A 13,472-nucleotide genomic window follows, 5' to 3' on the forward strand; every position below is an offset into this window, starting at 1 on the left:
GGGACAGTCGCTCAATGTTCACGCGGCGTCTCCATGATCTCGGTAAGCACTCCGCCCATATCCTTGGGATGGACGAAGAAGATCAGCGTCCCATGCGCCCCGATACGCGGCTCGCCGAGCACCTTGGCGCCCTTCGCCTCGAACCAGGCCTTGGCCTCGTGGATGTCGGGCACTTCGTAGCAAAGGTGATGCTGCCCCCCCGCCGGGTTCTTGGCGAGAAAGCCATGGATCGGCGAGGCCTCGCCCAGCGGCTCGATCAGTTCGATCTGCGCGTTAGGGGTATCAACGAAGCACACCTTCACGCCCTGCGCGGGCAGGTCGAAGGGCGCGCGGATCACTTCCGCGCCCAGCGTGTCGCGATAGAGGACGATCGACGCTTCGATCGAAGGCGTCGCGATCCCGACATGGTTGAGACGGCCGAGTTTCATCCTCCAAATCCTCCCCTGCAAGGGGAGGTGGACCATTCGCGCAGCGAATGGTGGAGGGGTATCGCGCTATCGAGAGGGGAATACCCCTCCACCACGCCCTGCAGGCGCGGTCCTCCTCCCCCTGCGGGGGAGGAATGGTTGAAAAGGCCGAACCTCATTTGCCCGGCGTCACCGACGGCATCGCATAGGGAAGCCCGCACGCCGCATAGACCTTGCGGAACATCGCGTCGCTGCCCGGGCCGGGAAAGCTGCCCTCGATCATCACTTCGCCTTCGGGGACGCCGACGCGGACCGTTTTCGACTTGGCGACCTGGTCGACCAGGATGAACACCTCGACGGCCTCGCCATTATAGGCGCCCGCGCCCGGAAACTGCCACTGGCTCATCTCCGCCTGAGCCTCGTTGTACGTCATCGTCACGGTGCGCGAATCCCCGGCGGGGATCGGCGGCTTCGGGATGAACTGCACCGACACGATCGGCTGGACTGCCGTGTCGCAGCGCACCACCAGCCGCGAATTGCCGTCGGCGGCGCGGATCGAGGCGCTGGCGTTCTTCGGCTGCGCCGGATCGGTGCTTTCCTTGTACGTCCAGGCGGGCGCCGCCTGTGCAGGCGCCGTCTGGACGCCGAGCAGCGTGAGAGCGAGAGTCAGGATGGGCATGGCAATCCTCGGATGATGTCGGCAGCCACGGCGGCCCCGCTCACAGCGGGATGTTGTCGTGCTTCTTCCACGGGTTCTCAAGCTGTTTCCCCCGCAACTTGCGCAGTCCCAGCGCGATCCGCCGCCGCGTCGAATGCGGCTGGATCACTTCGTCGATAAACCCCTTGCTCGCCGCGACGAACGGGTTGGCGAAGCGCGCCTCATATTCCGCGGTGCGCTCGGCGATTTCCTCGGGCGTACGCCCACGGAAGATGATCTCCACCGCCCCCTTCGCCCCCATCACCGCGATCTCCGCAGTCGGCCAGGCATAGTTGAGGTCGCCGCGCAGATGCTTCGACGCCATCACGTCATAGGCGCCGCCATAAGCCTTGCGGGTGATCACCGTGATCTTCGGCACCGTCGCCTCGGCATAGGCGAAGAGCAGTTTCGCGCCGTGCTTGATGATCCCCGAATGCTCCTGCCCGACGCCCGGCAGGAAGCCCGGCACGTCGACAAAGGTCACGATCGGAATGTCGAACGCATCGCAGAAGCGCACGAACCGCGCCGCCTTCTTCGACGAATTAATGTCGAGGCACCCCGCCAGGACCATCGGCTGGTTCGCGACCACGCCCACCGTGCGCCCCTCGATCCGGCCAAAGCCGATCAGGATGTTGCCCGCATGGCTCGGTTGCAGCTCGAAGAATTCGCCCTCGTCGAGCGTCTTTCGCACCAGTTCGTGCATGTCATAGGGCTGGTTCGCGCTGGGCGGGATCAGCGTGTCGAGGCTCTCCTCGACTCGGTCCCACGGATCGTCGCAGGGCCGTTCGGGCACGGATTCCCGGTTCGATCCGGGCAGGAAGTCCACGAAGTCGCGGGCCGCGAGCAGCGCCTCGATGTCGTTATCGAAGGCCACGTCAGCGACCCCCGACTTCGTGGTATGCGTCACCGCTCCACCCAGTTCCTCCTGCGTGACGATCTCGTTTGTAACGGTCTTCACTACATCCGGGCCGGTGACGAACATGTACGACGAATCCTTCACCATGAAGATGAAGTCGGTCATTGCGGGAGAATAGACGGCGCCGCCTGCGCACGGCCCCATGATGAGGCTGAGCTGGGGCACCACGCCGCTGGCCAGCACGTTGCGCTGGAACACCTCGGCATAGCCGCCGAGCGACGCGACGCCCTCCTGGATGCGCGCGCCGCCGCTGTCGTTGAGCCCGATCACGGGCGCGCCGACCTTCAGCGCGGTGTCCATGACCTTGCAGATCTTTTGCGCATGGCGTTCGGACAGCGATCCGCCGAACACCGTGAAATCCTGGCTGAACACATAGACCAGCCGCCCGTTGATCGTGCCGCTGCCGGTCACCACGCCGTCGCCGGGGACGATCTGGTCCTGCATCCCGAAATCGGTGCAATTATGCTCGACATACATGTCCAGCTCTTCGAACGAGCCGGGATCGAGCAGCACTTCCAACCGCTCGCGCGCGGTCAGCTTGCCCTTGGCATGCTGCGCGTCGATCCGCTTCTGACCCCCGCCCAGTCGGGCAGCGGCTCGGCGGCGCTCAAGCTCCTGGATCGTCGAGGACATGCGTTTCTCCTGGGCGGGCTCATGCACAGGGCCAGCAGCCCCATGCAAATGCAATGTTGCAAAGTTGCAGCGCCGACGTTTGCAGAATATACTGCGCCGATGGCCGCCCCCCGTCGCCGCCTGTTCGAAGGCTTTCGCCTGAGGGACCTTCGCCGCCGCCTGTCGCTCAGCCAGGCGAGCATGGCCGCGCGGCTGGGCATTTCGGTGCCCTATCTGTCGCAGATCGAGAATAACGACCGCCCGATCACTGACATCGTCCTGCTCGCGCTCGCCCGCGAATTCCCGCTCGAAGCGAGCGAGATCGGCGCGCAGAGCGAGACCAGCGCGCTGCTCCGGACGATCGACGCCGCGACCGACAGCAGCATCCCCGCCGACCGCATCGACGAAGCCGATGTCCGCCGCGGCCTCGAGCAACAGCCGCTGCTCGCCCGGCGGCTGGTCGCGCTCCACGAAGCCTATCGCCGCAGCCAGGCGCAGCTTCGCGTGCTCGACGACCGGTTCGACAGCGGATCGGGCGACGCCGCGCCTTTGCCCTGGGAGGAAGTGCGCGACTGGTTCCAGGCCGAGGGCAATTATATCGACGCGATCGATCGCTCGGCCGAAGTGCTGGCGGAGGCAGTCGACGAGGGGATTGGCGGGCTCGAGTCGCGGTTGCTGCGCTGGCATGGCATCGCGGTGCTGGCCGGCGACGGCGGCGGCAGCCAGCTCAGCCATTTCGATCCCGCCGCTCGCACGCTTACGATCGCCGGCGGCCTGCCCCCCGAAAGCCGCGCCTTCCTGCTCGCGCACCGGCTGGTCCGCCACGAATTCGCGAACGAGATGCGGCTGGTGATCGATCGATCGGGGCTCGCCGCGCCCGCCTCGCGCGAATTGCTGTCGGTGGGCCTCGCCAATTATGCCGCGGGCGCGCTGCTGATGCCCTATGCCCGCTTCCGCAGCGCCGCGCGCGACGTCCGCCACGATATCGACCGGCTGCGCCAGCGCTTCGGGGTGAGCTTCGAACAAGCGTGCCACCGCCTGTCGACGCTCCAGCGCCCCGGCGAGGCGGGGCTGCCCTTCTTCTTCTGCCGCGTCGACATGGCGGGCAACATCACGAAGCGGCATTCGGCGACGCGGCTGCAATTCGCGGCGCTGGGCGGCGCCTGCCCGCTCTGGGTGGTGCATGAAGCGGTGGCGATCCCCGATCGCATCCTCGTCCAGCTTGCCGAGATGCCCGACGGCACGCGCTATGTGTCGATGGCGAAGGGGCTGGTGAAGCCCTCGGGCAGCTATACGCGCTCACCGCGCCGCTATGCCGTCGCTTTGGGCTGCGAAGAGGCGCATGCCGCCGACTTCGTCTATGCCGACGCGCTGCGCCCCGGCGGCGCCGCGACGCCGATCGGCGCCTCCTGCCGCATCTGCCCGCGCCTCGACTGCGACCAGCGCGCCTTCCCGCCGGCGGGATCGGTGATCGAGATCGATGCCGACCGGCGCACGATCGTTCCGTATCTATTGCGTTAGAGTAACGATCAGTTATTGTACAAGCATCCCAACGAAAAAAGCGGGAGGCTGTTATGAGGGCGGGCAATCTTTCCTTAGGCGCTAAAGATTTCCTCGCGGTGCTAATGCCTGGCGTCGTCCTGTTATATGCGGCGATGGAACTCCACAGTATCAAGGACTTGATCGCAACCGACGATGGTGGCGTAACGACGTTGGTATTCGCTGCTGCCGCTTACGGCGTTGGCAGTTTGGCGTACGCTATCGGAGCGACTCTTGACTGGCTTCACGAGCCTACAGTGGCGCTCTTCGTCCGGCCGAAACATGCGAAACGCGTCGAACTGCTCGAAGGCTCCATGGATAATGTCAAACAGCAGATGATTAAGGCACACCCAGCGTATGTTAGTTCAGCGGCACCGGAGTTCTCAAACAAGAGTTTCTTTTACGACTATTTACGTCTCAATAGCCCGTCTGCGGCGTCACTGCTCGAAGCGCTCGAAAGCAGGCAGAAGCTATTCAGAACATTCTACGTAGTTCTGGTGATAATATCGCTCGATGCTGCCCTGACAGGCAAGTTCTCACTCAGCCTCTGGACGATCATTGGGGCGATTGCCTGCTTCGGTTTCTACAACCATGCGCGCGCAGATTGGCGGTACCGCCTTTGCAAGCTTACGCTCCTCGCAGCGCTTCCAAAAATGCTACCGGGTGGCCCAGCGTCGTCGGTCGCTGCCATCGGCGGGTCACCGGGCACCCTACCCTGAATGCGGAGGGCGAACTGAAGGTTGTCAAATAGGGGGCCGTCGTGCCATACCCGACCCTCTAAAAACAGTTTCGGAGAGGGTTCATGGCCACCGCGCTCGCAACCAAACCGCAGGTCAGCGCAGCCGAATGGGAGGCGCGCCAGCAGCTTGCCGCCTGCTACCGCATCTTCGACATGCTCGGCTGGTCGGAGATGATCTACAACCATATCACGGTGAAGGTCCCGGACCAGGAAGGTGCCTTCCTGATCAACCCGTTCGGGCTGCATTTCAGCGAAATCAACGCGTCGAACCTCGTCAAGATCGATATCGACGGCAATACGCTCGACGGATCGCCCCATCCGGTCAACCGCGCCGGCTTCGTCCAGCACGCGCTGTTCCACCGCCATCTGCCCGACGCGCATTGCATCATGCACAGCCATACCACGGCGGGGATGGCGGTGAGTTCGGTCGAGGGCGGGCTGCAGCCGACCAATTTCTATGCGTGCAATTTCGCGGGCCAGATCGCCTACCATGATTTCGAAGGCGTCACGGTGCGCGACGAGGAAGGCGCCCGGCTGCTCGCCAATCTGGGCGACAAGCGCGTGATGCTGCTGCGCAATCACGGCATATTGGTGATGGGGCAAACCCTGCCCGAGGCGTTCATCAAGCATTGGGCGCTGCAGCGCGCATGCGAGATCCAGGTGGCGACGGCATCGATGGGCACGCCGCTGCTCGTCCCCGATGCCGTGGTCGCGGTCCACCAGCGCGACGTGCACATGGCGCAGGTGCCGGGCGGGCCGGGATCGGCCGATTTTGCGGCGATGGTGCGGCTGGTCGACCGGATCGATACGAGCTGGCGCGAATAGCGACCCGACCGCTCCGCGCGTTCAGTCACCCATCATGATCGGCGGACCGGCGATCGCCTTGATCACCTGTGCGACGGTCGAGCCCACGACGACTTCGTGATCCTTGTCGAACACGATCACCCCCATCTCCGCGCCCGCCAGATTGATCGCCGACACCGACCGGACCGAGGCAAGATTCACCAGCATCGGCTCGCCATTGATCGCCATCAATTCGATGAACCGCGGTTTTTCGCTCAGCATCTATGTCCGCTCCGTTTGCGTACTCCAACCCTCCTTATAGGCAGATCGGCGCCGCAACGGCGCGAAGCTAGCCGAAACGATATCCGCTGACGGTCCAGCCCATGACGTGATCGCGATAGTCGCACCGCGCCGGGTCCGCCCCACCCGCTCCCAGCGCGACCATCAGCGGCAGCAGATGCTCGGCGCGCGGATGGGCGAAGCGGGCTTGTGCCAGGTCCTCCCACGCGGTGAGGCGCTCGGCGCGGCGCACGGGATCGGGATCGGTGACGGCCTCGCTCAGCGCTGCGTCCCACGCATCGGCGACCGGCGTCACCTGCGGCCCGAACGCCCGCATATTGTGAAAGCTCATTCCCGACCCGACGATCAGCACCCCCTCGTCGCGCAGCGGCGCCAGCGCGCGCCCGATCGCGATATGCGCGGCAGGATCCAGATCGCGGCGGAGCGACAGCTGCGCCAGCGGGATGTCCGCGCCCGGCACCGCAACCATCATCGGGATGAACACGCCGTGGTCCCATCCGCGCGCCGTCTCGACGCCCACGGGGAAGCCTGCCCCCTCGATCAATGCCCTGGCCCGCATCGCGACGTCGGGCGCACCCGGCGCGTCCCAGCGCAGGCGATAGGTGTGCTCGGGGAAGCCGCCATAATCATAGAGCAGCGGGTGCCCGTCGCCGGCATGGATCGTGACCTGCGCCGCTTCCCAATGCCCCGAGACGAGCAGGATCGCGCGCGGCCGCTCGGCCAGCGATCCGATCAGCCCGGCGAGATAGGCCTGCATCGGCTGCCACATCGGGTCGGGCGGACCGCCCTCAGGGTCCATGAAGAAACAGGGGCCGCCGCCATGCGGGATGAAGAGAGTGGGGAGCGTCATCGCACTGATGTCGCGCGCCGGCGATGCGGGTACAATGCCGGTTTCGGAAACGGCATGTTTCCCGCTACACACAGGCCATGACTCGCTTCACCGTCAACAACCAGCCGGTCGAGTACAGGATGGACCCGCGCACGCCGCTGCTCTGGGCGCTGCGCGATGCGTCGAACCTGACGGGCACCAAATATGGCTGCGGCACCGGCGATTGCGGCGCGTGCGCGGTCGATGTCGACGGCACGCTGCGGCTGGCGTGCCAGGAGACGATCGGCGCGCTCGAAGGCAATTTCGTCACCACGATCGAGGGGCTGTCAAAGGATCGCAGCCATCCGGTGCAACAGGCGCTGATCGCCGCCAATGTTCCGCAATGCGGCTATTGCATCCCCGGAATCGTGATGGCCGCGTCGATATTGTTGCGAAACAATCGCAACCCGTCCGAAGAAGATATCAAGGCGGGCATCCCCAATATCTGTCGCTGCGGCATTTATCCGCGGCTCATCGGCGCAATAACCGATGCCGCGCGGATCGCGCGCGGGGATGCTCCGGTCAGTCTCGACGCGCCGAGCCAAGTCGTCGAGCCGAGCGATTGATCCTTTTCTTTCAATCGGCTTTCACCGCAATTCAGCAACCGCTCATCCGGCGGGGCCTAATCGGAATGCAGGTGGCCCGGCCATTGCCGGTCCCGCGGAGACGCATCAGATGAAGAAAGCATTGCTCGCGGCGATCATCGCCGCAACGGCCCTGGTCCCGCCTGCACTGGCGCAGGATCGCGGCGAGCGTGGGCGCGGCAACCGCGCCGACTCCGGTGCGTCGAGCGGCCAGCAGTCGCGCCCCGATCGCGGCCAGTGGCGCCAGAGCGCGCCGCAGCGCGACCGCGCCCCGCAACCGCAGCGCCAGTGGAACGGTGGCGATCGCGGCCCGCAGCGCCAGCCCCAGGCCCAGCCGCAGCAACAGCCCCAGGCGGCGCCGCAACAGCGCCAGTGGAACGGTGGCGACCGCGCCGCGCGCCCGGATCGCGGTGCGCGCCCTGACCGCGGCCAGTGGAATGGCGGCGATCGTGGGCGTCCGGACGGCGGCCAGTTCAACGGCGGCAATCGCGGCCCGCGCCCCGATGGCCAGTGGAACGGCAACCGCGACGGGCGCGGCGATCGCAACCAGTGGAATGGCGGCAATCGCGGCCAATATGATCGCGGCAATCCCGGCTGGAACGGCGGGCGCGGCCAATATGACCGCAACAACCGCAGCTGGAACGATCGCAACGGCGGCCGCTGGAACAACAGCTGGCGCAACGACCGCCGCTATGACTGGCGCGGCTATCGCACCAGCAACCGCAGCCTCTATCGCCTGCCGCGCTACTATGCCCCCAATGGCTGGGGCTATGGCTATCGCCGCTTCTCGATCGGGTTCACGCTCAATTCGATCCTGTTCTCGCAGCAATATTGGATCAACGATCCCTATTATTACCGGCTTCCCGAAGTCGACGGCCCGTATCGCTGGGTGCGCTATTACAATGACGCGCTGCTCGTCGATATCTACACCGGCCAGGTGGTCGACACGATCTACGACATCTTCTGGTAAGCGCACTCGCGCTGTTGCCGGCAAGACCTGGGGGCCTGGCGGAAACGCCGGGCCCTTTTGCCGTGCCCTCTTGCAATCCGCGCGGCGCCGCGCGAATTCGCTTTCGTGAGCAATATCATCATCGGCAAGGTATCGGGCAGCGCCTCCCCCGCCCGCGCGAAGATCGGTCGCGACGTCGCCGCGCGGCTCGATGCCGACCCCGCGGTCCGCCGCGCCAAGGTCGAGACGGCGCAGATGTACACCGTCCCCGGCTTTTTCGACGATGCCGAATGCGACATGCTGATCCAGATGATCGACAGCAATTCGCGCCCGTCGACGCTGCTCGCCTCCAGCGAGGACCCCGAATACCGCACTTCCCACAGTTCGGACCTGTATCGCTGGGACGAATCGATCTGGGCGATCGACCAGCGCATCGCCGCGTTGCTCGGCATACCCGGCGACCATGGCGAGACGCTCCAGGGCCAGCGCTATGCCGTGAACCAGCAGTTCCGCGCGCATTGCGACTATTTCCACGAAACCAGCGATTACTGGCCAAAGATGCAGGAGACCGGCGGCCAGCGCACCTGGACCGCGATGGCCTATCTCAACGACGTGCCCGAAGGCGGCGCAACCTGGTTCCCCCGCGCCGGCATCCGCTTCAAGCCGAAGCGTGGGCTGCTCGTCGTGTGGAACAACATGGCGGCGGACGGCGCCCCCAATTACGATACGCTCCACGAAGGGATGCGCGTGCTGGAGGGCATGAAGTACATCGTAACAAAATGGTTCCGCGAAGAGCCATGGATCCGCGACATCATCCCCACCTACACCTCGCCGGGGATCGAGAACGCGAACTGAGGCGCCCTGCCCCGCGCACGCTCCACCTACTGAGCGCTTGCGTCGCCGCACCGAACCGGCACAAGCGCCGGCGATGACTCCGCTCCTCCCCGTCGCCGAAGCCCAGTCGCGGCTGCTCGCGCTCGCCACGCCGTTGCCGCCCGAGGCCACCCCGCTCGCCCGTGCGCTAGGCCATTGGGCGGGACAGCCGGTCACGGCCCGCCGCACCCAGCCCGACGCCGATCTCTCGGCGATGGACGGCTATGCGATCCGCTTCGCCGACCTGCCCGGCCCCTGGACCGTGATCGGCGAGAGCGCCGCGGGGCGCCCCTTCGCGGGCACCGCGAGCCCCGGCGAGGCAGTGCGCATCTTCACCGGCGCGATGCTCCCCGCCGGCACCGACACGGTGCTCGTCCAGGAGGAAGCGCAGCGCGAAGGCACCGCACTGGCGCTTGCCGGCGAGGGGCCGCAATATCTCCGCCGCAATGTCCGCGCGCGCGGGCTCGATTTCCACGAAGGCGATGTGCTCATCGCGGCAGGCGAGCGCATCACCCCCGCCCGGCTCGCACTCGCCGGGGTGGCGGGGCATGCGACGCTTCCGGTGGCGCGGCGCGTCCGCGTGGCGGTCGCCGCGACGGGGGACGAACTCGTCCCACCCGGCACGCCGCTATCCCCCGGCCAGTTGCCCGAGACCAACCGGCTGATGCTCATGGCGCAACTCGCCGATCTGCCGGTCGACCTGATCGACCTCGGCATCCTTCCCGACGACATGGCGACGCTGACCGCAGCTTTCGCAGGCGTCGATGCCGATCTGCTGGTCACCAGCGGCGGCGCGTCGGTGGGCGATCACGACCTCGTCCGCCCGGCGCTCGCGGCGGCGGGGGCGGCGCTCGATTTCTGGCGCGTCGCGCTGCGCCCCGGCAAGCCGGTGATGGCGGGCCGGATGCGCAACACCGTGGTGCTCGGGCTGCCCGGCAACCCCGTCTCGGCGTTCGTCACCGCCATGCTCTTCGTCCGCCCGCTGGTCGCGCGGATGGCCGGAGCCGGCAACCCCCTCCCCGTCCCGCGCCCGATCCTGCTCGGCGCGCCCCTCCCCGCCAACGGCCCCCGCGCCGATTATCTGCGCGGGGCCATCGTCGACGGGCGGGCCGTCGCACCGCCGCTTCAGGACAGCGCGATGCTGCGCACGCTCGCCGCCGCCGACTGCCTGATCCTCCGCGCGCCGGGCGCGCCGGCGGCAAATCCGGGCGACTCGGTGGAAATCCTCAGCATCGCTTGACAAGCGGGAGGAACATTGCATAAACGTTCCCAGTCTGTTCTAGACGGAGGAACCCCGATGCTCACGCGCAAGCAGCACGAGCTGATCTGCTTCATTTCCGATCGCCTCAATGAAACCGGCGTATCGCCCTCTTTCGAGGAAATGAAGGAAGCGCTCGACCTGAAATCCAAGTCGGGGGTCCACCGGCTGATCAGCGCGCTCGAGGAACGCGAGTTCATCCGGCGCCTGCCCAACCGCGCTCGCGCGCTCGAAGTGTTGCGTATGCCCGAACGCGGCGAAACCAGGAAGCCGGCACCGCGGAAAGAGCCTGCGCTACTATCAACTTCATCAACTTCGGCCCCGCCGCGCGCCGCGAACGACGTCGTCGAGATCCCGCTCCACGGGCGGATCGCCGCGGGTACCCCGATCGAGGCGCTCGAAGGATCGACGATGCTGCCGGTGCCCGCCGCGCTGCTGGGCGCAGGCGAGCATTATGCGCTCGAAGTCGCGGGCGATTCGATGGTCGAGGCGGGCATATTGGACGGCGATTACGCGCTGATCCGCCGCACCGAGATTGCGCGCGACGGCGAGATCGTCGTGGCGCTGATCGACGATACCGAAGCGACGCTCAAATATTTCCGCAAGGAAGGCGCGATGGTCCGGCTCGATCCGGCCAACCGCGCCTATGACGCGCAGCGCTATCGCCCCGATCAGGTGCGGGTGCAGGGCAAGCTGGCGGGGCTGCTCCGCCGCTATTGAGGCGGGGCGTCCGGGCGGCGGCGCGTCATCGCTCTGCGGGGCCGATCGTGCCGCGCCGCTCCGGGTGCAGCTTCGAACGGTGGCTGGACCGTCGGCGGGTCGATCCACGGATGGTGCCCGCCCGACCGCACCGTAACCACGCGCGGCCCGGCGAAGCTAATCGCGACCCCACCGCTATGCGCCAGCGTGACACGGTCGAGCGCCGTCCAGCGGGGGTGGCACCCCGGCGGCAAGCGGCGTTCGCTCACGACGAGGTCCGATGCGGCACAGGTCGCGATCATCGCCTTCCACGGCACCAGATAGCCGCTGCGCGTGGCGGCGACTCGCCACCGCCGCCCGCCGCGGGTCACGTCGATCAGGCACAGATCGGCGCTGCACCGCGCCTCGGGCTGGTCGGCAAGGAGCGCGAGCGCATCGTCCTCGACCCCGCCATTCTCGCCGAGCATCGCCCGCGTATAGTCCCCGGCCCGATCGCGCAGCAGAGCGAGTCCGCCATTCGCGGTACGGATCGCCAGATGCCGCCCGTCGCCGGTGACGAGCAGGTCGGGCGCCGGGGTGAGCAGCGCCCAGCCCGCCCCGATCGCCAGCGGCACCAGCCCGCCGATCCGCACCCGCGTCCGCCACAGCGCAAGCCACAGCCCACCCGCGACCATCAGCGCATAGGCCCCGCCGGGCATCGCCGGCAGCGCGGCGACCGCGCCGGGCGCCGATGCCGTGACATGCGCCAGCCCCAGCAACAGGTCGAGCGCCCGCGCCGTCAGCCACCACGCCGGCGCCCCGATCCCGACCAGGTCCAGCGCGAGCGCCAATGCCTCGAGCGGCATGATCACGAACGTCGTCAGCGGAATCGCGACGATGTTCGCCAGCGCGCCGTACAGCCCCGATTTGTGGAAATGGAACAGCGCGATGGGCATCAGCGCCGCCTCGACCGCGACGCCGGTGAGCAGGAGCGAGCAGAGCCCGCGTCCGATCCCGCGCCACCGCGCCTCGTCGCGGGCCAGGAACCATGCCCGCACCCGCGGATGCTCGTGGATCGTGACGATTGCAGTGACCGCGGCAAAGCTGAGCTGAAAGCTCGGCCCCGCCAGCGACTCGGGCCAGAGCAGCAGCACGATCGTCGCCCCGGCCGCGACCAGCCGCAGCGTGAGTGCCTCGCGCCCCAGGCTGAGCGCCAGCAGCACGAGCAGCGCGGCAACGCACGACCGGATCGTCGGCACTTCCGCACCGGTGAGCAGCGTATAGCCGATCGCCGCCAGCGCCCCGCCCCCCGCCGCAACGAGCGGAAGCCGCCAGCGCAGTGCCAGCGTCGGGCTGAGCGAGAGCAGCCGCAGCACCACCAGCATCGCCGCCGCGGTCACGGCGGTGACGTGCAGCCCGCTGACCGACAGCAAATGGCTGAGCCCGGCGCGTTGCATCGCCTCCGAATCGTCCTGGGTGATCGCGCCACGGTCGCCGGTGGCGAGCGCGCTGGCGATTCCCCCCGCGCTGCCCGCGATCCGCGACTCGATATGCGCCGACAGCCGGGCGCGCAGGTCGGCACCCGGCGCAGCGCCGGGGCGCAGCACCTGCACCGGCGCAAAGCCCTTGCCCGTCGCGCCGAGCCCGGCGAACCACGCCGCGCGCGCAAAATCATAGGCGCCGGGGACCGAGGGCGGCGCGGGCGGCATCAGCCGCGCCCTGAGGCGGACCAGCGCGCCAGTGGCGATGCCAGCCGGCGCATCGCCCTCCGCCAAATTCACCCGCAGCTTGCGCGGCAGGTCGCTTCGCCCGACCGGCGCCAGCGTCAGCCGCACCATCTCGCGCGCCGGCAGCGCCTCGACTCGCACCACGGTCCCGTCGAGCGTCACCATTGCGGGCCGCGCCAATACGGGCGCCGCCACGCGCTCCGCCCGCCACCAGATCAGCGCGCAACCCAGCGCGACCGCCAGCGCCGCCACCGCCAGCACGCGCGGTGCCCGCCCCCGCCCCGCCGTCGCCACGCCGATCAGCGCGAGCGCCGCCGCAGCCGCGATCAGCGCACTCCATCGCGCCGCATCGGGCAGCCCGAACCACGCCGCGATCCCCAGCCCCAGCATCACCGGCAGCCACAGCACAAGCTGATCGCGTTCGGCCTCCAGCCAGCATTCGACTGCGTCCGACGCCTGGCGCAATGCCGCCCCCGCCCCCATTTGAAGGGCGGACACCCCCGTGCTAGGGGCCTCGGCGGCTGAATGGGCCATCGATCTTA

14 protein-coding genes are annotated in these 13,472 nt (G+C 67.5%); 8 read left to right on the plus strand and 6 right to left on the minus strand.

Features of this window, described 5'->3' with window-relative positions:
- Window positions 1-11 precede the first annotated feature (11 nt).
- From mce to TS85_RS08545, 3 genes are all read right to left on the minus strand, one after another.
- Window positions 12-428, minus strand: a complete 417-nt coding sequence (gene mce, locus TS85_RS08535; RefSeq protein WP_044331630.1) for a methylmalonyl-CoA epimerase — start codon at window positions 426-428, stop codon at window positions 12-14.
- 154 nt (window positions 429-582) lie between these two features.
- Window positions 583-1,086 (minus strand): hypothetical protein, encoded by a 504-nt coding sequence (locus TS85_RS08540; protein ID WP_044331631.1) that lies wholly within the window; start codon window positions 1,084-1,086, stop codon window positions 583-585.
- Window positions 1,087-1,126: 40 nt separating this feature from the next.
- Entirely contained in the window at window positions 1,127-2,653 is a 1,527-nt protein-coding gene (locus TS85_RS08545) for an acyl-CoA carboxylase subunit beta (protein WP_044336076.1), read from the minus strand.
- Window positions 2,654-2,752: 99 nt separating this feature from the next.
- On the opposite strand from TS85_RS08545, the gene TS85_RS08550 reads away from it, so the two are divergent.
- From TS85_RS08550 to TS85_RS08560, 3 genes are all read left to right on the plus strand, one after another.
- The gene (locus TS85_RS08550; protein WP_044331632.1) at window positions 2,753-4,153 is read left to right on the plus strand and encodes a helix-turn-helix domain-containing protein; all 1,401 of its coding nucleotides are present in this window, start codon (window positions 2,753-2,755) and stop codon (window positions 4,151-4,153) included.
- Window positions 4,154-4,206: 53 nt separating this feature from the next.
- The gene (locus TS85_RS08555) at window positions 4,207-4,890 is read left to right on the plus strand and encodes a hypothetical protein (RefSeq protein WP_044331633.1); all 684 of its coding nucleotides are present in this window, start codon (window positions 4,207-4,209) and stop codon (window positions 4,888-4,890) included.
- Between the two features lie 83 nt (window positions 4,891-4,973).
- Window positions 4,974-5,735, plus strand: coding sequence for a class II aldolase/adducin family protein (locus TS85_RS08560; protein WP_044331634.1), 762 nt, complete (start codon window positions 4,974-4,976; stop codon window positions 5,733-5,735).
- Between the two features lie 21 nt (window positions 5,736-5,756).
- Here TS85_RS08560 and TS85_RS08565 read toward each other — a convergent pair whose 3' ends face one another.
- Complete coding sequence (locus tag TS85_RS08565) at window positions 5,757-5,975, minus strand: hypothetical protein (protein ID WP_044331635.1); 219 nt, start codon at window positions 5,973-5,975, stop codon at window positions 5,757-5,759.
- A gap of 67 nt (window positions 5,976-6,042) precedes the next feature.
- The gene (locus TS85_RS08570) at window positions 6,043-6,843 is read right to left on the minus strand and encodes a DODA-type extradiol aromatic ring-opening family dioxygenase (RefSeq protein ID WP_044331636.1); all 801 of its coding nucleotides are present in this window, start codon (window positions 6,841-6,843) and stop codon (window positions 6,043-6,045) included.
- Between the two features lie 77 nt (window positions 6,844-6,920).
- On the opposite strand from TS85_RS08570, the gene TS85_RS08575 reads away from it, so the two are divergent.
- The 5 genes from TS85_RS08575 to lexA all read left to right on the plus strand — a co-directional run bounded on the left by TS85_RS08575 (window position 6,921) and on the right by lexA (window position 11,245).
- Window positions 6,921-7,427: a (2Fe-2S)-binding protein gene (locus tag TS85_RS08575; protein WP_044331637.1), complete on the plus strand. Its 507-nt coding sequence runs from the start codon at window positions 6,921-6,923 to the stop codon at window positions 7,425-7,427.
- 109 nt (window positions 7,428-7,536) lie between these two features.
- Window positions 7,537-8,415 (plus strand): RcnB family protein, encoded by an 879-nt coding sequence (locus tag TS85_RS08580; protein ID WP_052507817.1) that lies wholly within the window; start codon window positions 7,537-7,539, stop codon window positions 8,413-8,415.
- 114 nt (window positions 8,416-8,529) lie between these two features.
- Window positions 8,530-9,249: a prolyl hydroxylase family protein gene (locus TS85_RS08585; RefSeq protein ID WP_044336078.1), complete on the plus strand. Its 720-nt coding sequence runs from the start codon at window positions 8,530-8,532 to the stop codon at window positions 9,247-9,249.
- Between the two features lie 73 nt (window positions 9,250-9,322).
- Window positions 9,323-10,507, plus strand: a complete 1,185-nt coding sequence (locus TS85_RS08590; RefSeq protein ID WP_044331638.1) for a molybdopterin molybdotransferase MoeA — start codon at window positions 9,323-9,325, stop codon at window positions 10,505-10,507.
- A gap of 57 nt (window positions 10,508-10,564) precedes the next feature.
- Complete coding sequence (gene lexA, locus TS85_RS08595; protein ID WP_044331639.1) at window positions 10,565-11,245, plus strand: transcriptional repressor LexA; 681 nt, start codon at window positions 10,565-10,567, stop codon at window positions 11,243-11,245.
- On the opposite strand, the gene TS85_RS08600 is transcribed toward lexA, so the two are convergent.
- Window positions 11,239-13,413: a ComEC/Rec2 family competence protein gene (locus tag TS85_RS08600; protein WP_044331640.1), complete on the minus strand. Its 2,175-nt coding sequence runs from the start codon at window positions 13,411-13,413 to the stop codon at window positions 11,239-11,241. The genes lexA and TS85_RS08600 overlap by 7 nt on opposite strands.
- Window positions 13,414-13,472: the final 59 nt, after the last annotated feature.

This window comes from Sphingomonas hengshuiensis (genome assembly GCF_000935025.1).
Classification (GTDB): domain Bacteria; phylum Pseudomonadota; class Alphaproteobacteria; order Sphingomonadales; family Sphingomonadaceae; genus Sphingomonas; species Sphingomonas hengshuiensis.

Coding starts and splice junctions, on each gene's coding strand:
- mce (WP_044331630.1), bottom strand. CDS start 428: ATGAAACTCGGCCGTCTCAACCATGTCGGGATCGCGACGCCTTCGATC.
- TS85_RS08540 (WP_044331631.1), bottom strand. CDS start 1,086: ATGCCCATCCTGACTCTCGCTCTCACGCTGCTCGGCGTCCAGACGGCG.
- TS85_RS08545 (WP_044336076.1), bottom strand. CDS start 2,653: ATGTCCTCGACGATCCAGGAGCTTGAGCGCCGCCGAGCCGCTGCCCGA.
- TS85_RS08550 (WP_044331632.1), top strand. CDS start 2,753: ATGGCCGCCCCCCGTCGCCGCCTGTTCGAAGGCTTTCGCCTGAGGGAC.
- TS85_RS08555 (WP_044331633.1), top strand. CDS start 4,207: ATGAGGGCGGGCAATCTTTCCTTAGGCGCTAAAGATTTCCTCGCGGTG.
- TS85_RS08560 (WP_044331634.1), top strand. CDS start 4,974: ATGGCCACCGCGCTCGCAACCAAACCGCAGGTCAGCGCAGCCGAATGG.
- TS85_RS08565 (WP_044331635.1), bottom strand. CDS start 5,975: ATGCTGAGCGAAAAACCGCGGTTCATCGAATTGATGGCGATCAATGGC.
- TS85_RS08570 (WP_044331636.1), bottom strand. CDS start 6,843: ATGACGCTCCCCACTCTCTTCATCCCGCATGGCGGCGGCCCCTGTTTC.
- TS85_RS08575 (WP_044331637.1), top strand. CDS start 6,921: ATGACTCGCTTCACCGTCAACAACCAGCCGGTCGAGTACAGGATGGAC.
- TS85_RS08580 (WP_052507817.1), top strand. CDS start 7,537: ATGAAGAAAGCATTGCTCGCGGCGATCATCGCCGCAACGGCCCTGGTC.
- TS85_RS08590 (WP_044331638.1), top strand. CDS start 9,323: ATGACTCCGCTCCTCCCCGTCGCCGAAGCCCAGTCGCGGCTGCTCGCG.
- lexA (WP_044331639.1), top strand. CDS start 10,565: ATGCTCACGCGCAAGCAGCACGAGCTGATCTGCTTCATTTCCGATCGC.
- TS85_RS08600 (WP_044331640.1), bottom strand. CDS start 13,413: ATGGGGGCGGGGGCGGCATTGCGCCAGGCGTCGGACGCAGTCGAATGC.